This is a genomic window from Salinimicrobium sediminis (assembly GCF_900215295.1).
In the GTDB taxonomy this organism is placed as follows: Bacteria; Bacteroidota; Bacteroidia; order Flavobacteriales; family Flavobacteriaceae; genus Salinimicrobium; species Salinimicrobium sediminis.
In genome coordinates, this window is record NZ_OCMF01000001.1 from 213059 (window position 1) to 235813 (window position 22755).

Annotated in this window: 5 protein-coding genes; 4 read left to right on the forward strand and 1 reads right to left on the reverse strand. The window is 42.9% G+C overall.

Annotation, left to right across the window (positions count from 1 at the left end; translation table 11 throughout):
- The first annotated feature begins 108 nt into the window (after nt 1–108).
- Nucleotides 109–2304 carry a vanadium-dependent haloperoxidase gene (locus CRO16_RS01080; protein WP_097054506.1) on the forward strand — a complete coding sequence of 732 codons (2196 nt, stop codon included), beginning with the start codon at nt 109–111 and terminating at the stop codon, nt 2302–2304.
- An 82-nt stretch (nt 2305–2386) separates the two neighbouring features.
- Here the strand turns inward: CRO16_RS01080 and CRO16_RS01085 are convergent, their stop codons facing one another.
- Complete coding sequence (locus CRO16_RS01085; RefSeq protein ID WP_097054507.1) at nt 2387–3097, reverse strand: NRDE family protein; 711 nt, start codon at nt 3095–3097, stop codon at nt 2387–2389.
- A 140-nt stretch (nt 3098–3237) separates the two neighbouring features.
- Between CRO16_RS01085 and pruA the strand changes: the two genes are divergently transcribed.
- The 3 genes from pruA to CRO16_RS01100 all read left to right on the forward strand — a co-directional run bounded on the left by pruA (nt 3238) and on the right by CRO16_RS01100 (nt 22741).
- On the forward strand, nt 3238–4863 hold the full coding sequence (gene pruA / locus CRO16_RS01090; RefSeq protein WP_097054508.1) for an L-glutamate gamma-semialdehyde dehydrogenase: 1626 nt from the start codon (nt 3238–3240) through the stop codon (nt 4861–4863).
- Nucleotides 4864–5162: 299 nt separating this feature from the next.
- Nucleotides 5163–15071, forward strand: a complete 9909-nt coding sequence (locus CRO16_RS01095) for an Ig-like domain-containing protein (protein WP_143544385.1) — start codon at nt 5163–5165, stop codon at nt 15069–15071.
- A 194-nt stretch (nt 15072–15265) separates the two neighbouring features.
- Nucleotides 15266–22741 (forward strand): HYR domain-containing protein, encoded by a 7476-nt coding sequence (locus CRO16_RS01100; protein ID WP_097054510.1) that lies wholly within the window; start codon nt 15266–15268, stop codon nt 22739–22741.
- Nucleotides 22742–22755 lie beyond the last annotated feature (14 nt).

The window sequence follows — 22755 nt, forward strand, 5'->3', positions numbered from 1 at the left end:
CCTTTCCTCCATTTATTTAATGCTCCCCAAAAGTTGAAAAATTTTGACAATGACTTTTTCTGAAAAGAAAATGTAGATGACTCCTGACCAATTTTTAATCTGTAAAGTATGAAAAGAATTCAATGTTACCTGGTATTGATTACCTCCTGCCTCTTGCTCACCACTTCATGTAGCAAGGATGAGAACACTCTCAACGAAAATGAAACAGCGGTCCTTTCCTTTGGTCCTGTTTTAAATGATTTTACGGCCAATTCAACTGCCAAACAAGCTCTTGAAGACCTGCCGGAATGTACCAATGATGATCCTGCTTATGTAATGATCATTCTTTCCCAGGATGGTGCCGCTATTGTGGGGACTGAAGCCTCTCCCTTTAGAGTAAACCTGGCTCCCAACCAAGACTTTACAATGGAAGTTCCCGAACTGGAACTTTCACCGGGCCAGTATACGCTGGAATATTTTGCTGTACATAATGCGGCCGGAGATCTTATTTGGGTAGCACCTGCCGAAGGTGCCTTTTTAAATTTTGTAGATGATCCCTTACCTATGACGATAGATCTCGCGGCAGGTGTCAAAAAATATGTAGAGGTTGATGTATTATGTTTTGACGACAGGTTTGTCAATGAATACGGGTACCTGTTCTTTGATCTTAGTCCAACCGAGGTGATCGATTTTTGCATTTTTGGGAACTATTGTGATGATACGGGTCGACATTATCCCGCTGTTTTTAGTGTTGATGTTTGGAGGTACATAAACGGTGCACCGGGAGCTCAGATCTATTCGAACCTCACCAATGATGTAGCTTTAAATAGTGACGGCGATTATGCCGGAAGTACGGTTTGCATGGCTTTACCCGATACTGCCGGAGAAGATGAATATTACTTTGAAATTTCCCTCCTAAATTCTGACGCTTATGGAGAGATCACTGAAGAAGTAATTCGTTCCGGCGTAATAACAGACGAAGATGTAAGAGATCTCTTTGTCGGAGGGGAAGCAAATGATTATTACCATTTTAGAGAAGGTTGCGGTGGTGAAGATGCACCCGATCTTTTTGATGATGATAGAGTGACTGAAGCCTATAGCAGTGAGGCCGTTCTTCGCTGGAATGAATTAGTAGCTGCCTCAATTAACCAGGAGATCCCACAGCCCCTGGAAGTGAAAGCATACGCAATGATCACCCTTGCTATTCACGATGCTCTAAATAATGTAGTACCAAAATATGAAACCTATGCTTTAGATAACTCAGAAGTTGATGCTGCAGGAATTACTTCAGAAAATATCCATGTCATTGCAGATGCAGCTGTTTCCCAGGCGGCAAGAGATATGCTTGTACAGTTGTATCCTCCTGCCACTGCGGCGGCTGACGAACTTTTAAGCACCATGTTAGCTGGAATTCCTGATTCCGATCTAAAAACGGAAGGGATTAAAATTGGTAAAGCTGCCGCGGCTGCAGTTTTGGCAAAAAGATCAGGAGATATTGCTTTGTGGTGGTCCAGTTATTCAGGAGGAACCGCACCGGGAGAATATCAGGCGAATTATATGCCCTGGATGGTTGCGACAGGTCCATGGCCCAATAATGCCGTATTTGGAGCTAACATGGGAGAATTGACTCCTTTTGGTATCGAATCCAGCGATCAGTTTATGGATGAAGGTCCTTATCCATTAAATTCTGCTGAATATATTGCCGATTATAACGAGACAAAAATGCTGGGTTGTAACAGCTGTCCTGCAAGAACTGCAGAACAAACAGAAATCGGGTTGTTCTGGCTACAGACTTCTTCAGGAATGTTGAACAAGATCACCAGAGATTTGATTGCACAAAAGGATCTTGATGGTTGGGAAGCAGCAAAACTGATAGCTCTTATTCAAATGGCAACTATAGATGCATATATTGCCTCTTTTGAAGAGAAATTCCATTTCGATTTCTGGAGGCCTATAACTGCAATAAGAGCCGGGGATTCAGACGGAGTCGAGGCAACCGCAGGAGATGTCAACTGGACCACTTTTTCTGCTGTACCCACTCCGCCAAATCCACAGTTCCCTTCATCCCATTCCTATGCAGCAGGAGCTGCTGCCGAGATCTATGAGGCATATTTTGGTACCGACCAAGTGAATCTCACAATAACCAGTCAAACATTGCCGGGAGTAGAACGGCAAATGACCAGCTTCTCTCAAATAGCACATGAAAAAGGTATCTATGGCCTTTACATTGGTTATGACTTTAGACAGGCTATTGAAGTGGGTGAAGAAAACGGAAGGGAACTCGGAGATTATTTATTTGAAAATGCTTTAACAGAACTGGATTAAAATTCCCTTAAACCTCTTGTAAAAGTCCGGTCTAAAGGCCGGACTTTTACTTTTAAATATTAATCATCTTTTTTTAATCCCTTTAAAAGTTGAAACTTATTTCGGACTCTTTGCGGGTTACAAGGTCATAATAAAAGAATTCTGCTTTCCCTTCAAAAATGACGATCTGGGAGATGCTCTTAGTTTTTACAAATCCGCGGTCCATGATGACTCCGGAATTTTTATCCCCCTTTCCTGCGGAAAAGTGGAATTTCAAGAGGCTTTCCGGACTTAATTCCTGTTGCTTCTGAAGCTCCTCAAACCAATCTTCCCGAAGCTGCTTCATTTTGGGAGAATACAATGGGCTGGAGGACCAGATCTGCGGCTTCAGGAGAAGTTCTTTATAATGTTTCCGGCTTCCGTCCCATACAAATTCAGCAAAGAAAAGCTGCTTACGCCAGTCGGCAGCTATTATGGTGAAGGGTTCGACTTCAGAAAGATCAACTTTTTCCGAAGCTTCAGTAAATTCGGGGGCAGCAAGGAGTTCTTTAACCACCACTCCCCTGCTCTTTCCATAGGGCAATTTTCGCACATGTTTTTTAAACTCACCGTTCAGCAGGCAAATCACGCGTTTTTGTTCACTAATACCCAGCCAGGTTCCACCGGCAAGAACATCCTTCGGAAATGCCATTTTTAGCCCCTCTTCATTATAGAGCTTTGGCGGAAGGGTTTCCCGCCCCGGCGCTTCATCCCTGTTGGAGGTAAGGACGAAGGAATTTTCGGCTTTTAAAGGAGTAATGGTTACTGTGCACATTTTATGAAATGATTAAGAAATTTAACCGTTTAGCTGCTGATTTTGAGTAAAGTTCAGGAAAAAATGTAGGAAGTAAAATTCTTTTAATTTTTTTACCTTTACGACCACTCATTTAGAAATCAAAAAAATCTGAAAAAAGTATGGGAAAAGGTGTATTCCAGGTTCCACAGGCAGTAAATGAACCAATCAAATCATATGCTCCGGGAACCCCCGAAAGAGAGGCCGTTTTAAAGGCTTATAAAGAAATGTACAACCGCAAAATTGAAGTACCCCTTTATATAGGAAGTGAGGAGATCAAAACGGGTGATACTGCCCCCATGAATCCGCCGCACGACCACAAACATCACCTGGGTGATTATCATAAAGCTTCAAAAGAGCATGTTGAAAAGGCTATTAATGCAGCTTTGGAAGCTCGTGAAAAATGGGCCAATCTTGCATGGGAACAGCGTGCTGCCGTGTTTTTAAAAGCCGCCGAACTCATCGCAGGGCCTTACCGCTATAAGATCAATGCTGCCACTATGATTGGGCAGTCGAAAAATATTTTTCAGGCTGAAATTGATTCCGCGTGTGAGCTCATCGACTTTTTGCGTTTCAATGTGGAATACATGACCCGCATCTACGAAGAGCAGCCGGAATCTACGGCTGATGCCTGGAACAGGTTAGAATACCGTCCGCTTGAAGGATTTGTTTACGCAGTGACTCCTTTCAACTTCACCGCTATCGCCGGAAACCTGCCATCTGCACCCGCTTTAATGGGGAATGTGGCGGTGTGGAAGCCAAGTGACTCCCAGGTATATTCTGCCCAGGTGATCATGGAAGTTTTCAAGGAAGCCGGATTGCCTGATGGGGTGATCAATATGGTGATGGGAGATCCAAAAATGATCTCTGATGTGGTGATTTCGCACAGAGATTTCGCCGGACTCCATTTCACGGGAAGTACTACCGTTTTCAAACATCTGTGGAAACAGATTGGAAACAATATCGACAACTATAGATCCTATCCAAGAATTGTTGGAGAAACCGGTGGTAAGGATTTCATCATTGCACATCCAAGTGCCAGACCAAAACAGGTAGCAACAGCTATTTCACGAGGAGCATTCGAATTCCAGGGTCAAAAATGTAGTGCTGCTTCGAGAGTTTATATCCCAAAGAGCATGTGGGAAGAAGTGAAGAAATATTTGGTGGAGGATATAAAATCCTTTAAAATGGGATCTCCTGAAGATATGAGCAATTTTATCACTGCGGTGATCCATGAAGCTTCTTTTGACAAGCTGGCCAAATTTATTGATGCTGCCAAAAATGATGCTGATGCAGAGATCGTGGTAGGTGGTAATTACGATAAATCCAAAGGCTGGTTCATCGAGCCAACGGTTATACTTACCGATAATCCTAAATACAGCACCATGTGTACTGAACTTTTTGGACCAGTAGTTACCGTTTATCTTTACGAAGATGATCAATGGAGCGAAACCCTTAAGTTGGTAGATGATTCTGAATATGCCCTGACCGGGGCGATTCTTTCACAAGATCGTTACGCAGCTGCAGAAGCAACCCAGGCATTACAAAATGCCGCCGGAAACTTCTACATCAACGACAAGCCTACCGGTGCGGTAGTTGGTCAGCAGCCCTTTGGAGGTGCCCGTGGCAGCGGAACCAATGACAAGGCAGGATCAATATTAAATCTGTACCGTTGGATCTCTCCGAGAACGATCAAGGAGACCTTTGTAACTCCGACAGATTACCGTTATCCATTCCTTGGAAAATAGGTTAAAATCTTAAAAATGAGGTGCTGGAATTTTCTTACAAGGCACCTAAAAATGAATTTTAGAGGGGCTGAAAGTTAAAGAAGTGTAAAAACTTTAACTTTTGGCTCCTTTTTTTATGATAAAATTTCTGGCAGTTAGATTTCTTTTATCACAATATCTTCTTAAAATGTGTATTTCATCGGGTTATTAGTTACACTTATCTAAAAATCAGTAGTTTACCATTTTTTAATCTTAACTTAGCTTGTTAAACGGCTCCTTACGGAGTCGGTTGAGTCCCCCTACTCTTAATACTGCTACTTATGGTTAAAAAACTACTCTTAAAAGTACTAACTTTTTGGGCTTTACTACTGACCTCTGCATTGGGGTGGGGGCAGTGTCCAACTTCTGTATCGATTTCTTCTTCAGCAGGCAATACCATTTGTGCAGACACAGAAGTAACTTTTACAGCTAACCCAAACGGGGGGTCAGGAACTTTCAGTTTTCAATGGAAAGTTGATGGCGCCAATGCCGGAACCAACAGCCCTGAGTTTACAACATCGGCTTTATCTAATGGTGATAAAGTTACAGTAACTGTCACTTCTACCGATTCTACGACCTGTTCTACAACCAGTAGTGCATATACAATGACCGTTAATTCCAACAAAACTCCGACGGTTACTATATCAGCCAATAAGTCTTCAATTTGTCCAGGCGATTCTGTTATCTTCACTGCTTCCAATACCAATGGGGGTACTAGTCCGCAGTATGATTTTTTCCTCAATAATAACACTACACCTCTTCAATCTGGTTCATCAAATACTTTTACTTCAACAAGTTTAACTAATGGGGACCAAATCAGAGTTGTTTTAACCAGTAGTTTGGAATGCGTTACTTCTTCTACAGATGAAATAACTTCGAACCAAATTACTGTTCGTGCGGGAATACCTGCAACTCCGGCTGCTATAACCACCCCTGGATCAACAATTTGTCCGGGAACATCTCAAACTTATTCAATTGCTGCTGTAACAGGCGCCTCATCCTATCAATGGACACTTCCTTCCGGGTGGACAGGAAGCAGTTCTTCCACTTCTATTACCGCAACTGCAGGAACTTCAGGCGGCACAGTCTCTGTTAAAGCAGTTAATGATTGTGGGGTTGGTGAAGCTCAAACCATAGATATTACAGTAAAAGCAGGCACCCCGGCTGTACCTGGAAATATAACCGGAGAAACAGCAGTTTGTCCCGGGGTTTCACAAACATATTCTATTGGAGCTGTGCCTGAGGCCACAGAATATATTTGGACTTTGCCAGGCGGATGGTCTGGAACTAGCACAACAAATTCTATTAACGTAACTACAGGTGCATCGGGCTCAGGGAACATTTCAGTCCAGGCAAAAAATGACTGCGGTACAAGTACAGCTAAAACTTTGGCTGTTTCCGTCAAGGCTGGAACTCCGGCTCAACCGGGAACAATTTCAGGAACAGCAGCTGTTTGTCCGGGAGTATCTGAGACCTATGCTATTAATGCAGTAACAGGTGCCACCTCTTATGAATGGACCTTACCCGATACCAGCTGGACGGGTACAAGCACGACTAATTCTATCACTGTTACTACCGGTACAACCAATGGTGACATTACTGTAAAAGCGATTAACGACTGTGGTACCAGTGTGGTTCAAACTTTTGCTGTGACCGTAAAACCGGGTACTCCTCCAACTCCGGCATCAATATTTGGATCAGACATAGTTTGTCCCGGCACATCTGAAACCTACTCTATTACTCCCATAGACGGAGCAACAGAATACATATGGACTTTACCAAGTGGATGGACTGGTAATAGTACTACAGAGGAAATAACAGTAACAACTGCTCAATCCGGCAGCGGTACTATCACGGTCAAGGCAAAAAATGATTGCGGAACCGGGCCTGCAGCAAGTTTTGCTGTTTCTGTTGATAAGCCTGCTCCTGTTATGAGCGGAACTATCACAGGACCGGCCGAGGTTTGTTCTACAGCGACCAACCTGGTTTATTCTATACCTGCCATTACCAATGCGACAGATTATATATGGACCCTTCCTTCAGGGTGGAGTATTACATCTGGAACCGGTTCCAACTCTATTACCGTAAGTGCTACCTCATCAAGCGGTAATATTTCGGTTATGGCTAAAAATACCTGTGGAGATAGTTCTCCGTCAGCAAATTTTGTAGTAAACTCTGTTTCCGGAGCACCTGCAACACCAGGTGCTATTTCGACAAGTTTGCCTTCTACAGCCATTTGTCCGCCGGTGAACAATCAAACATTCAGCGTAACCCCTGTGAGCGGAGCCACTGGGTATAACTGGATACTTCCTGCAGGTTGGGAGATAACTTCTGGAGCAAACACCTCATCTATAACAGTAAATATAACCGCAGCTCAAACTTATGCCAGTCCTACAACAGTCAAAGTTGAAGCAACCAATATCTGTGGCAAAAGTGCTGTAAGTACTTCACAAGATATATTTTTAGATAATTACATCGTAGCAAACATAGGACCGGACCTAACAGTTTGTAAAATAGTGAACTCAATCCCTCAGCTGTCCCTTCAGGGAACAATGAATTTTGGAAATTCAAATTTAAGCCCAACCTTTAAAACAAGTGGGACAGGTACTTTTCAAAATGTTCCAAGTAATAAAAAGGGTGATTTCACAGTGAATTACACCCCTTCAGCGGCAGATTATCAGCTTGGGCAGGTTAAAATAACAATGACTATTCCTAAAATTACCACTGGCAATAGTCCATCATGCGGAACAGGAGTTGACGAAATGCTTATAAACTTTAAAGATCTTCCTACTGCAGCAATTTCCTCCACCGGTCCAATTTGTAGTGGGACCACTTCTGTCTTAACTTTCACCGGTACTCCAAACAGTAGAGTTACCTATAAATTGCCTAATAATTCAACTGCGACGGTTGACATAGGAGCTTCAGGATCCGCCGATGTGACCACAGCCGCCCTAACCGCCAATGCGACATATTCTTTAGTAAGTGCAATAAATCTAGATACACCTGCCTGTTCCAAAGCCTTAACAGGTTCCACCACTGTAACGGTGACCCCTAAGCCTACAGCGTCAATAACTTATTCCGGAGCACCTTTTTGTACCTCCCTTACTACGGGACAAAGTCCAACTTTAACAGGAACCGAGGCCTACACCGGTGGAACATATTCCTCCACTCCAGGATTAAGTATTGACAGTGCTTCAGGGGCCATTACTCCTTCCTCCAGTACTCCCGGAACCTATACTGTTACTTATTCTACGCCAGAAGGCGGTGGTTGTACTCCAGTGACTACAACTACACAAGTGACCATCACTAAACAACCAACAGCTTCTATTACTTATTCCGGCACTCCATTCTGCACGTCAGATTCTGTTGCAAAAACAGTAACTCTAACCGGAACTGATAGTTTTACCGGAGGATCTTTCACTGCCAGTCCGGAAGGATTATCCATTGATTCCGGCACGGGTGCTATTACTGCAAGCAGTAGTACGGCCGGCACCTATACCGTGACTTATGAAACTCCAACGGCCGGAGGATGTTCTCCTGTTCAGGCCACAACCGAAGTAGTTATCACTAAAGCCCCAACAGTAACTACTTTTACCTATCCAGATGCTCCATTTTGTATGGACGAAACCTCCGAAAAACAACCTTTGCTGGAAGGTACAGATGCTTTTTCAGGAGGAAACTACACCGTAGATAAAACGGGATTGTCCATTGATTCCTCTACAGGTGCAATCAATCCTGGAGCAAGCAGTGTAGGTATTTATACTATAACTTATACTACTCCTGCCACTGGCGGTTGTAATGAAGTGACAGCAACAACAGAAATTTCAATTACTGAAACTCCTTTTGTAGAAATAAGCTATGCAGGACCGTTTTGTACCTCTGATGCTACACCACAAGTTGTTAATTTTACTAACGGAGTGGGGGCTTATGAAGGTGGTACATTTTCCTCCTCCCCCGGAGGATTAAATATTGATCCTGAAACCGGTAATATAACCGGTCAGGGAACTAGTCCGGGAACTTACGTTGTTAATTACACTATCCCGGCAACATCAGGTTGCGATGAAGTAGTGGTCAACACCGAAGTAAAAATTACTCAGTTGCCACAAGTTTCAATTAGTTATGACACTCCTTTTTGTAATTCGGATGCAACTGTTTACCCGGTAAAATTTGGCAGTACAGCCGGTGATTATAGCGGTGGTGTATTTACCGCTACAAACGGACTGGACATAGACGCTGAAGGAAATATAAACCCGCAAAACAGCACAGCGGGGATACATACAGTCACCTACACCAAAGATACTGCTGATGATGGTTGTGCTGTTGTGGAAGCTACCACAAAAATTGAAATTTTTGAGAAGGTAATAATTACCACACAACCTGTGAACTTCGGAACATGCTCAAGCAATCCTGCTTCATTTGAAGTAGTTGCTACAGGTGATGATCTTATATATCAGTGGTATAAAAAAGATGCAGGAGGTACTTTTGTCAAAATAAATGGAGAGACAAATTCGATTTTATCATTTAACAATGCAACTTCAGCAAATGCAGGCGAATATCATGTAGTTGTTAGCAGTAGTAATGCTGTATGTTCTTCAGAAACTTCTGACCCTGTCACCTTAAACATAGATGAAGACATTATCATTATAAAACCCGCCGAAGATATTACCATATGTGAAAATGATGTGACCACAATGTCTTTTGAGTACGAGGCACATGCCAATGGCGCTGAATTGATTTTTCAATGGATAAAGGATGGTGTGGAGATAAATCCCACTTCTGGTAAATATGTGATGGAAGCAACAGGGCCCGAAGGAGAAAATGGAGTTTATACCGGAGTTCTCACTATTCAAAATATTGATGTTTCAGATGATGGGGTTTATGCTGTAAGAATAAATGGTCCGGAATCTTTTACTTGTCCGGAGGCAACTTCAAAAAGTTTCACTTTTAGAGTAAATCCCAGACCCGGTCCACCTGTTACAACAGCCGTGGAATATTGTCTTAATGAAACTCCCTCGGCTTTAACTGCAACTAAGGCTAGTGAAGAAAATGAGCTGCTATGGTATACCCACGATACTGCTACCGATGAATATATTTATTTGGGCACTTCAATCACTCCTAATACAGATACTTCCGGCCAAACCTCATACTGGGTAAGTCAAAAACAGCCCAATAGCTGTGAAAGTGATAAAACAGAGCTTGTTGTAACAGTATACGATAAACCTGCACCTATAGCAACAGAAACTATTCAATTCAGCTACTGTTTTAATGAAACAGTCACAGATCCTATCTCAATAACTCCTACTGAAGGATCTACCATAAATTGGTATGACTCAGAAGCTTCAACTACGGCATTGAGTTCTGCACCAACAGCAAATACCAGCGAAGCAAAACTGACCTCTTACTGGGTAAGTCAAACTTTAACCAGTACCGGGTGTGAAAGTGATCGCACTAAAGTGGATATTATTATAAATGAACTCCCTAATGTCAACATAGCTGTTGCTGAAGGTTACTCTGCAGAATTTTGTAAAGGCAGCGAAATAAAATTAGTAGCTTCCGGAGCAAACAGTTATATCTGGTATGATGGCGAAAATGAAATAGGAAACACCAGTGAAATTACTATTTTGGGAGAGAGTGCCGGCACCTTTGAATATAAAGTTGTTGGCACTGATGACAATGGCTGTGTTAATCAAAATGTAATTACTATAAAGGTAGAAGAGCCTACTGAGGGAGGAAATGTTTCTGGTCCTTCTTCTGTTTGTGAGACACAAAACGAGGGCACACTTACAGTAGCAGATTTTAAAGGAGAAATCCAGAGATGGGAAAGTTCTATCGATGGAATTAATTGGACATCAATTGCTGGCACCTCTGAAACTTTAGATTTTCAGAATATTTCCGGAACCACAACCTTTAGAGCTATCGTAAAAAATGGTGTTTGTGCCGAAGTTCCTTCAACAGAAATTTCAGTTTCTGTTGATCCGGTGCCGATTGGAGGAGAGTTAGCTTTTGCTGGCTTTGGCAGAACCATTGAAACCTGTTCTAACCCCGGACCCGATTATAATATCCCCTTAAGTTTAACTGGACAGGAAGGTGAAATCATCCGTTGGAGATATAAAGAAGGTTCTGCTACAAACTGGTCCTATGTAATGGAAGGAGAGGAATATTTCACAGGCACTACTTTGAGTCCAGAGTTGATAAGAAGCCTGGGGATTAATCAATCCACCATTTTTGAGGTGGAGATCACAAGCGGTGCCTGTACACCAAACGCCATTTCTCAAAATGCAACTTTAGGAATAGTATCTTCAGACATTGCTCCTAACCCTGTTACAGTGACTCCTGGAGTCGTTTGTATTGGAGAACTGGTTACACTGAGTGGTAGTACAGGATACGGCTCTGGCCCAGGATTTGAAGAAGGAGGAAGTTTCGACTTCTCATCCATAACAAATAAGGGATGGAGAATTAAGGATAAAAACGGTGTGGAATCCAATTTTGACTCCAGTGCTGATAATGGTGTTGCTGCAATATGGCTAAGAACAAATCCTTTGCCTTTAACTACCTCTAATCTTAATACTGGCTCACTCTACACTCAGAACTGGGATTCAAGCGCTGGCAATGAAGGAAATAAAGGTTTTGCGATAGTCTCGGGTCCGAATGAATCCACCATGGAAACTTCAGTATTTAACCTTTTTGCCGTGGAAGACCCTGTTCTTACTTTTGACCAGGCGTATAATCTTGCTCCGGGGTCTGCTATTTACGTGGATATCTCAACGGATGGAGGCGCAACTTACAATCCAGTGCCCTTGTTTGAACTTATAGCTACTAATGCTACTGATGGATCAAGTGGGTTCTATGATAGCTTTGGAGATGATGCTCCCGGCAATAGAGACAAGAATAAAATAGTTTTGGATCTAACAGATTATGCCAGTATGCCCAACCTTAGAATTAGGTTTAGATATGAAGGAAAAAAGGCAGGAGATGTTTGGGCAGTAGATGCTATTAGCCTTCCGGTTGAACCTACAAATGTAGATCTCACCTGGACAGATTATACAGATCCTGAAAATCCAATTGTAATTGGAACAGATAATTCTGAACAATGGGCGCCAAAACTGGTAGGATGGAATGACTTCGAAATTCGTACAAGACTCACCTTTGATAGCACAGGACAACAATGCCCTGTAGTCGAAAACTGGAAAACAATAAGTGTATTTGTTTTTGATCAATATACTTCGACTGCCTCGGCAGTTGCCGGTAGCTGCGGAAGTAACAATGTTCAATTAAATGGAGAGATAGTAAATAGCACCTCAACTTTAGTTACGGAATTTCCAACCAGAGATGATTACTCTGCCCGCTGGGAAGTAGTAACAGGCCCTACCGGATATACTTTTTCTGAAGCTCATTTTACCAACGGAGACAGCACTACCCCAGCAGTGAATGATCCTCAGGCAATTTTTTCTCCGGGGATGTTTGGCTCATATACTCTAAGATGGGCTCTTAACCGCTCCGCTGATGACGATTTGACGAATGAAACCTGCCCACCGATATACACAGATGTAACCATTGACATTAATGATTGTACTGCGCTGGACTTCGATGGAGTAGATGATTATGTGGATTTGGGAAATAATTACCAGGGTAGCTTCTTTATGGAGGCATGGATAAGACCTTTCGCACGACCACTTCCTGATGGATCGGGTAATACTAATCCGGCAGCAGGTACAATTATAAGTGGACGCGGTTTCGAACTCACTATGTCTGATCTTTCCACCAAAATAACCCCCGGCACCAGATGGTATCACATTGCGGTTTCAAATACTGGACAGTTGTGGGTCGATGGTATCTCTTCAGGTACCGTAAGTCTTAACGGTCATGGAGGTAATAGAACAATTATTGGGGCCAAATGGGATCCCTCAGCAAAAGAAGCTAAAAATCACTATTCCGGATGGATAGAAGAGGTAAGAATCTGGAGTAAAGAATTAAATGAGGAGCAGATCAGGTTTATGATGAATCAGCGTCTTATTTCTAATGGAGCAAAAATGGGTGAGCAGATCCCTATGGAGGTGCCCGACGGACTTACCTATTCAGATCTTGCAGGATATTACAGGCTTATATCTGCTGACCCAGAACCATTAGATGTAAGTCCCGTTGTCTATTTAGCTGAAGACATGCCTGCAAATGGTCTGACTCCGGATCGCGCAACTACAAAAGTTCCGGGTAGATTGATGAATATGGAAACGAACCAGGAAAACACCGCACCACTTCCTTATTATTCCGGCAACAATGGAGTTTGGGGAACCGATGCTACCTGGTTACGACCTGACGTTTGGGATCCACCACACACCGGAGAAATTGAGTGGAACATCGTTAGGACTTCCCACAATATTACCTCCGGTAGTAGAGATATAAAACTGCTGGGACTAATTTCTGAAGTCAACGCATTAGATATGGAGGGGCAAAATCCTCCTACCTGGACCGGTGGCGGAGGAAGTGGTAACCAATTATTCCTTTCTCACTATCTCCTACTCAACGGTATTATAGATCTAAACGGGCAATCTCAATTGCTTCAACCAATGGGAAGTATCGTTGACGCAAGTAGTGGAGGACATCTGGATAGAGATCAGCAGGGTACGGCGAGTAGCTACAATTATAATTATTGGGTATCACCTGTAGGACCAGACGGTAGTAATTCAGCATATTCTGTTGGAGCTGTAATGATGGATGGTTCCTCCCAAACTCCACAGTCCCTCGATTTTGGTGCCGCCTATGCTCATGCTGACGGAGGGCCTGCTACACCTCGAAAAGTCAGTGAATATTGGCTGCATAAGTTCCACGGAACTGCTAATGACTACTTCACCTGGGATCATATTGGAAGTACAGGCAAAATGAACGCTGGTGAAGGTTATAGTATGAAAGGGACAGCAGGGACTGCAGGAATTCTGGATTCACAAAATTATACCTTCCGAGGATTACCTAACAATGGAGACATTACTCCTGGAAGTACAGGACCGGAACAGAATTATTTAATAGGAAACCCTTATCCTTCTGCAATTGATGCGAATAAATTCATAAATGATAACCTCAACGTTGTTGGTGGAGGCAATACTAATGTCTTTAATGGAACCGTTTATTTCTGGTCCCATTTTGCGAACCAGACCCATTATTTGCAGGAATATATTGGAGGTTACGCAGCCTATAATCTTTCAGGCGGAGTTTTAGCGGCAGCTGTAGATGAAAGAATTAATGCCACTGATGAGGATGGAGGACAAGTCCCTCAACAATTCATTCCTGTTGGACAAGCGTTTTTCGTTAATACTATGTTAGATCCATCACTGGTAGGTGCTATGCAGGATGCAGGCCTTCCTGATGTTACTGGAGGTCCCGTTATTTTTAAGAATAGCCAGAGAGCATTTGTATTAGAAAATCAGGACAATGGAGGTTCCGTCTTCCACTCCCAGGAGAAAAAAAGAGCAGCTACATCGACTACTAATAACAGCTCCTCCCAGGAAGTAGAACAAAACAAGATATGGCTTAAGTTCAAGTCTCCAAAAGGCTATCACCGTCAAATTTTGGTGACTGCTGATCAAAGGGCAACTGAAAATTTCGACTTGGGATTTGATGCCCCTATGATAGATGAGAATGTGGAAGACATGTACTGGTATTTTAACAAATATCAGTTCGTGATCCAAGGGGTACCTGATTTTAATATTGAGCGCGTGCTGGATCTTGGAATCAATGTGGAACAAAAAGGTGCTTTAAGCATTTCCATTGATGATCTGGATAACATTCCAGATGAGATGAATATTTATTTGGCAGACAGTTTAAATCAGGTGGTACACGATTTGAGAGCAGAGCCATATGAAACAGAATCTGAAGCCGGAACTTTTACCGACAGGTTTAAGCTGGTGTTCCAGGATAAAACCCAGATAGAAGAACCCGACGTTCCCATTATTGAAGAAGGACCTTTTGAGGTGCTTTATGTCACAGGTACCCGAAACGTGCTGCTCAGGAATCCAGAATTACTGGAAGTTGACAGAGTTTACCTGAACAATATGCTGGGACAACAGGTACATGTTTATTATAATGTGCCTTCAGAGAAAGAAGTGGAATTACCTGTGAAGAGATTCGCTGCAGGAGTGTACATAGTCAAAGTACATTATGAAGGTGGAATTATTACCCGAAAGGTCATCCTCGAATAGCTACAAATAATTCCTTAAAGAAAAGCTCCTCAAAAGAGGGGCTTTTTTTATATTCTAGGACCTTTCGTACTCATTTTCAGAAGCCTTTCATCCATGAAATTTTACATTTAAACGTTTAAATTTTTCTTAAAATTATCTAAAGGTCATTTTTTTTCCTACTTTTGAGGCTGATTAAGTTTCTAATTATTAGGCCTATGGAGAAAATTTTTACCTCTCTGAAACTTCCCGGAATCTTTATATTGCTGACTTCAGCACTTGCTTCCTATTGGAATTACCCGGCTTTGGAAACCTATGAATATCCCAAAGACCAGGCAGAATTGCACATAAAGTGGTTCGAATCCCCTATGGGAATCTTTTCGCTGAACTATTTTGAAAGTAGTCAAAATCCTACAATTTCAGCTCCGGCTGATCTATCAGTTAAAACTGATACCGGTACGTGTACAGCCAGTATTGCAATTGACGAGGCAACATTTACGGGGGATAGTCTTTCCTGGGAAATGACCGGTGCCACAACAGGCACAGGGAATGGGCAAGTGGGAACTCACAGCTTTAAAATTGGAACGACTACAATAATATTCACTGCCACGGGGGAAGCTACTTCTGTCACCGACTCTATGGATGTAGTTGTTACAGACGAAGAAGATCCAAAAATCAGTCTTGGAAATGCCATTTCTCAAACCACAGATGCAGGGCAATGTACAGCTTCAATAGCCATTCCCGATACTACCTTCAGCGATAACTGCAGCGGAAGCAGCTTAAGCTGGAGCATTACCGGAGCAACAACAGGAGCAGGAAACGGGCAAATCGGAACCCACACCTTCAATATCGGCACAAGCACCATTAATTATACGGTGACTGATGCGGCCAATAATACTGTTTCTCAAACTCTGGCTGTAGAGGTTAAGGATGAGGAAGATCCAAAAATCAGTCTTGGAAATGCTATTTCTGAAATCACAGATGCAGGGCAATGTTCAGCTTCAACAGCCATTCCCGATGCTTCCTTCAGCGATAACTGTAGTGGAAGCAGCTTAAGCTGGAGCATCACCGGAGCAACAACAGGCTCAGGAAATGGACAAGTCGGAACCCAAACCTTTAATATCGGCACAAGCACCATTACTTATACGGTGACTGATGCGGCCAATAATACTGTTTCTCAAACTCTGGCTGTAGAGGTTAAGGATGAGGAAGATCCAAAAATTAGTCTTGGAAATGCCATTTCTCAAACCACAGATGCAGGGCAATGTACAGCTTCAATAGCCATTCCCGATGCTACCTTCAGCGATAACTGCAGCGGAAGCAGCTTAAGCTGGAACATTGCAGGAGCAACAACAGGTTCAGGAAACGGGCAAATCGGAACCCATACATTTAATATTGGCACAAGCACCATTACTTATACGGTGACCGATGCGGCCAATAATACTGTTTCTCAAACTTTGGCTGTAGAGGTTACGGATGAGGAAGATCCAAAAATCAGTCTGGGAAGTGCCATTTCTGAAACCACAGACTCAGGGCAATGTACAGCTTCAATAGCCATTCCCAATGCTACCTTCAGTGATAACTGTAGCGGAAGCAGTATAAGCTGGAGCATCACAGGAGCAACTACAGGTTCAGGAAACGGGCAAATCGGAACCCAAACCTTTAATATCGGCACAAGCACCATTACTTATACGGTGACTGATGCAGCAAATAATACTATTTCTCAAACTCTGGCTGTAGAGGTTACGGATGAGGAAGATCCAAAAATTAGTCTTGGAAATGCTATTTCTGAAATCACAGACTCAGGGCAATGTACAGCTTCAATAGCCATTCCCAATGCTACCTTCAGTGATAACTGTAGCGGAAGCAGTATAAGCTGGAGCATTGCCGGAGCAACAACAGGTTCAGGAAACGGGCAAATCGGAAACCATACATTTAATATCGGCACAAGCACCATTACTTATATGGTGACTGATGCGGCCAATAATACTGTTTCTCAAACTCTGGCTGTAGAGGTTACGGATGAGGAAGATCCAAAAATCAGTCTGGGAAGTGCCATTTCTGAAACCACAGATGCAGGACAATGTACAGCTTCAATAGCCATTCCCGATGCTATCTTCAGTGATAACTGTAGCGGAAGCAGTTTAAGCTGGAGCATCGCCGGAGCAACAACAGGTTCAGGAACTGGGCAAATTGGAAACAGTAACTTCAACATCGGTAAAAGCACTATCACCTATACTGTAGTTGATGCTTCAGGTAATACTGCAACAGCTTCATTAGATATCACTATAAGTGATCAGGAAAAACCGGTCATCACTGCCGCTGCTGATATCTCTGTACCCAATACGGCCGGACAATGTTATGCAGGAGTTTCAGTACCTCAGGCTACTGCTTCAGATAACTGTTCTGTTGGTACTCCTACAGGAACAAGAGACGATGGTCAACCCTTAAATACTACGTATCCTGTAGGCACAACCACCATCACGTGGAATGTAACTGATGCTAATGGTAATGCAGCTGAACCTGTGGTCCAAAAAATAACGGTTGAAGATAAAGAAGCTCCAGAAGTGCCTCAACTTGAAGACATCTTATGGGGGTGTGAGTATACTTTTGAAGCTCCCACAACCAGTGACAACTGTGATAATGTAATAACAGCTACTACAAACCAATCTCTCACGTTCACTACTTCCGGAGCAATTACATGGATTTTTAAAGACTCGGCTGGAAATACTACCACAGCTACTCAAAAGATCACCATTGATCCTGTTGAAATAGCACCTGTAGAAGTGCTGCATGTGCTCTGTAATGGAAATGCAACCGGAGCAATAACGGTGGAAGCTTCAGGTGGAGTAGCTCCCTATACCTATGATTGGGGCAGTCTTGGAGCCGGGGACACAAAGACCGATCTATCTGCTGGTACTTATTCAGTAAAAGCCTTTGACGCTAACGGATGTGAAACTGAAACTCTGCAAATAACCATTAATGAGCCTGCCACTTTTATTGAAGTAGTTAATGTTAAAACTACCTCAGGTTGTTATGGACAGAATAATGGTACTGCTTATGCAGAAGCAAAAGGTGGTACTCCTGGATATACTTTCAGATGGAGTAATGGCCAGACGACTCAAACTGCAACCGGACTTCCTCCAGGCAATCATAGTGTGACTATAACAGATGCTAACGGATGTTCAGCCCAAAGAACAGTTACTGTTTCTCAACCCACAGAATTGAAGATCACAGGGTTTTTAACGACAGAAACCACCTCCTATGGTACCGCGACAGGTACAGCTACTGTACAGATTACCGGCGGAACCCCAAATTATTCTTTTAAATGGTCAAATAACCTTACCGGACAAACTGCACAAGGACTGGCAGCAGGCACCTACTCAGTTACGGTTACTGATGCAAATGGATGTACAGCGACGAAAGAGGTTATCATCGTAGACTCTCTTGAAGCCAATATTGTACCTATATCAATTTGTGAAACCGGAAGTGTAATTAGAACCTCTTACTTTGAAGTAGAGAATCGCACAGCAAGAGGAGGTTCTCCACCATATTCTTATTCATGGAATTTTGGTAAAGATGCTACTCCGGCTACAGCGGTGGGAGAAGGCCGTCATACGGTACACTATTCCAGTGCCGAAGAAAAACTAATTACTCTTACAGTTACAGATGCAAAAGGAAGGACTTTTACGCAATCGGTAATACAAAACGTTGCAGGTTGCTTTTCTGACACCTGTGGATCAAACGACCTGGGGCTGGACAACTATTTTATTGGTGACAGCAACCAAAATCCCATTACTTCAAGTAATTGTAGTTCTGTTCCTGAAAAATTTATATACATAGATTTCCCTACCAATTCAGAAAGGTATTCCCTCTATATAGAATTGATCTATTCAGTTAAGAAAATCAATTCCGAAACGACTCAACATTATAAGGTGGAGGGATGTTTTTTCCAAAAACAGGCTATACCAGATATCGCCAAAACCTTCGCTATTGATTATGAATGTGGAGATGCTGTAAAAATTGAAGGAATTTACCTCACATTCCAAAACAATGTGAACAGAGAATGTGGTGCGACCCAGGGTAATGGAAATCATCCAAAATGTTATTCCACTAATAATGAAGCTACTGTTACTTCCCCACTTTACGCAGTAGCCTTTCCAAATGAACTTCTTTGTAACGGAGGTGAGACCGGAATTATCAATGCAAGAGCATCCGGAGGTTCCGGCAACTATACTTACAAATTAATTTCTGCAGTAGACCAGTCAGTAATTCGCACATCTCAACCTTCTAACAGTTTTACCGGTCTTCCTGCCGGAAGATATAAGGTGATCGTGAACGACGGAAATGAAGATTTTACCACTGCTGAAGTTGAAATTAAACAGCCTGCGAATACTCTGGCATTAGAAATCACTGCTCAAACTGAAATTACCTGCTTTGGCGGGAGTGACGGAACCGCTACTGTTCTTGCAACGGGTGGAACTCCCAATGTTACCGGCGATCCTTATATCTACATCTGGGAAGGAATTGGACAAACAACTGCTACTGCTACCAACCTTTCCGCAGGCACATACTTGGTCAGAGTATTAGATGCCAATGGTTGTGAAGCCTTTATAGATGTAGAAATCGCTCAACCTGCAGAAATTACGGCCAATGCCGGACCAGATCAGGTTTTAGAATGCGGAAACTTAACCACCTTTTTGGCTGCCGTTTTCGATCCCGTGGTCACCGAAGGAGAACCTGAACCACAGGGCACGTGGAGCATAGTGAATGGTCCCGCAGGAGGAGTAATAGATAATGTCAATGACCCAAATTCCAGATTTTCTGGTAATGTGGGAACCTATACCTTAAGATGGACAGTTCCGTGCGGCGCCTCAGATGATGTGAAAATTTCCCTAAGTAGTTGCAGTACCCTCGATTTTGACGGAGTGAATGACCATGTAGTCATTGGCGACAAATTTGATCTTCCTTCGTCAGGCTTTACAATAGAAGCCTGGGTGAAGCAGGATCCGGGAAAAACTTCCGGAATTAAAACAGTCCTGTCAAAAAGAGATAATTCAGCCTTAGCTTCCGGAGGATTCGATTTAATAGTTGAGAATAACATCCCTAAATTCCGTTGGAACGGAAGTTCAATAGTTTCAAGTTATCCTATAGGAACAGACCGCTGGTATCACCTGGCAGTTATTGTTGGAGGTGATGACGCAGGATTGTATGTTGATGGGATTAAGACCTCTACCGGTGCACCGGGAGTACCTACTTCGATATCAGCCCCTGTTATAATTGGAGCTTCAGCAAACTCTGCCACTTCTGCCCCTGAAAACTATTTTCACGGCTGGATCGAGGAGCTAAGGATCTGGAAGGAGCCTTTACTATTGGACCAGGTAAAATTCCTGATGAACCAAAGACTTAAAGTAGGTTCCAGTCCTCTTCGCGGGATGATCCTGCCAATGGATGCTCCGGGCCCTCTGAATTTTAATCAGGATCTCATCGCCTATTACCCACTCATAGTATCAGAAATCACTAACGGAACCACCCTTGATAAAGCCCCCAATGCTTACCATGGTAAAATGGTTAATATCAAGACCCTTCAGGAGAATACTGCTCCCCTGCCCTATTATTCAGCAAAAGACGGGCAATGGATAGCCGACAATACATGGCTGCGACCGGCGGTATGGGATCATCCAAACAGCAGAGGAGTGGATGGCGCAAGTATGATCGACTGGAACATAGTAGTGACCAAACATAACATTACCAGCCAGGCGAAAGACATCAGGGTCCTTGGCTTACTTTCTGAAACCGAAACCAAGCGTCTCACTATTGCTAACCCTTCCGGACCTCAAAATGAAACAAATTCAGGTCAATCGCTTAGCATAAGTCATTACCTGCTTCTTAACGGCGTAATAGATCTTGTGGGTGAATCCCAACTACTTCAGGATATTGGCAGTATTTTAGACGTTGCCAGTAAAGGATACCTGGAACGTGACCAGCAGGGAACTGCCAGCAGTTATACTTATAATTACTGGACTTCTCCTGTGAGTCCCGGAATAAACGCCAAATACTCGGTTAAAGGAACAATGAAAGATGGTACTATCACTACCTTTAGGGAATTGGTGTTCGGTACGCAATACCATTTCGCAGATGGAAACTACAGTGATCCGCGAAAAATTAGTAATTACTGGCTGCATAAATTCCATGGTACTGCCAATAATTATTTTTCCTGGGAACATATTGGCCACACAGGCACAATGGCTGTTGGCGAAGGTTATAGTATGAAAGGAACTTCTGGCTGGGCTGGAAATACAGACCTTCAGAATTATACTTTTGTGGGTTTACCCAACAATGGAGAGATCAGTTTAAATATTAATACAACTTCAGAAGGAGAAAACTATTTAGTTGGTAACCCCTACCCGTCTTCAATTGATGCAAACAAATTTATAGAAGATAATGTAATAGCTTCAAATCCTGCTAACAGTGCCTTTAACGGAACACTTTATTTCTGGGATCATTTTGCAAAAACAGACCATTATCTTGAGCATTATATCGGAGGATATGCAGCTTTTAACTTAGGAGGTTCTGTAGAACCGGCTTCATCTGTTGACAGCCGGATAGACAACAGCGATCCTTCCAGAACCGGAAGTAAACGTCCGGGGAATTTTATTCCTGTAGGCCAGGCGTTCTTCGTTAATACGGTAATAAATCCGGGTGAAGATGTTCTGCAAACCACAGGTCGCAAAACCCTGGTATTTAATAATGGTCAGAGGACCTACAAACGGGAAGGTATCGACAAGGCAAATGGGAGAGATGATGTGATCTTCTTCGGAAGTGATAAAAAAGGAAAGAGCACAAATAAGGCTTCTGAAGAACGTCAACGCATTTGGCTCAAATTCCAGTCTCCAAAAGGCTACCACAGGCAGATACTGGTTACTGCAGATGCCAGAACATCGAACGGTTTTGACCTTGGTTTTGATGCTCCACTTATTGACAACAATATCGAGGATATGTATTGGTTGATGAATGAGCAGGTAGAACTTGTGATACAGGGGGTACCGGATTTTAATGCGGACAGAGTTCTTCCTTTAGGTCTAAAAACAGCCGATGGCGGTAAATTTGTGATCAAGATCGATGAACTTGAAAATATTGGAGATGAATTTGCCATTTTTGTAAAGGACAGCCAGACGAATACTTACTTCAATCTTCGGGACGGAGACTTTACTGCCACGATTGAAAAAGGTAATATCCACCAACGTTATTCGATCGTCTTTAGTAAAGATGAAGATCCTGAAACCGGTGAGGAAACTCCAGGCGAAGAAGGTGAAGATGGAAGTGGTGAAGATGGCGGGGATGAAGATGGCAATGATGGTGACGGTGACAACGGTAACGGGGAAGGAGACGGTGACGGTGACGGTGACGGTACTGATATAACTAAACCAGACCAGCCTCAACCTACACCACCTGCAGATATTGAATTGCTGTACTCCAACAGGGAGGGGCATGTGATCATTAAAAACTCCGGAATGCTGCCTCTTAAAAAAGCTGTTTTATACAACTCTTTAGGACAGGAACTTGTCACCTTCGGAAATCTACCCGTTCAAAACTTCACGGAACTTCCTATTGAAGTGCCAAGCACAGGAGTTTATTATATAAAGGTGCATCTCAAGGATACCTCCCGATCCCTAAAATTTATTGTAGAATAAGAACAAAAGAGCCG

Excerpts from the sequence above, each read along its gene's own strand:
- CRO16_RS01100 (WP_097054510.1), top strand. The coding sequence starts at position 15,266 with ATGGAGAAAATTTTTACCTCTCTGAAACTTCCCGGAATCTTTATATTG.
- CRO16_RS01085 (WP_097054507.1), bottom strand. The coding sequence starts at position 3,097 with ATGTGCACAGTAACCATTACTCCTTTAAAAGCCGAAAATTCCTTCGTC.
- CRO16_RS01095 (WP_143544385.1), top strand. The coding sequence starts at position 5,163 with ATGGTTAAAAAACTACTCTTAAAAGTACTAACTTTTTGGGCTTTACTA.
- pruA (WP_097054508.1), top strand. The coding sequence starts at position 3,238 with ATGGGAAAAGGTGTATTCCAGGTTCCACAGGCAGTAAATGAACCAATC.
- CRO16_RS01080 (WP_097054506.1), top strand. The coding sequence starts at position 109 with ATGAAAAGAATTCAATGTTACCTGGTATTGATTACCTCCTGCCTCTTG.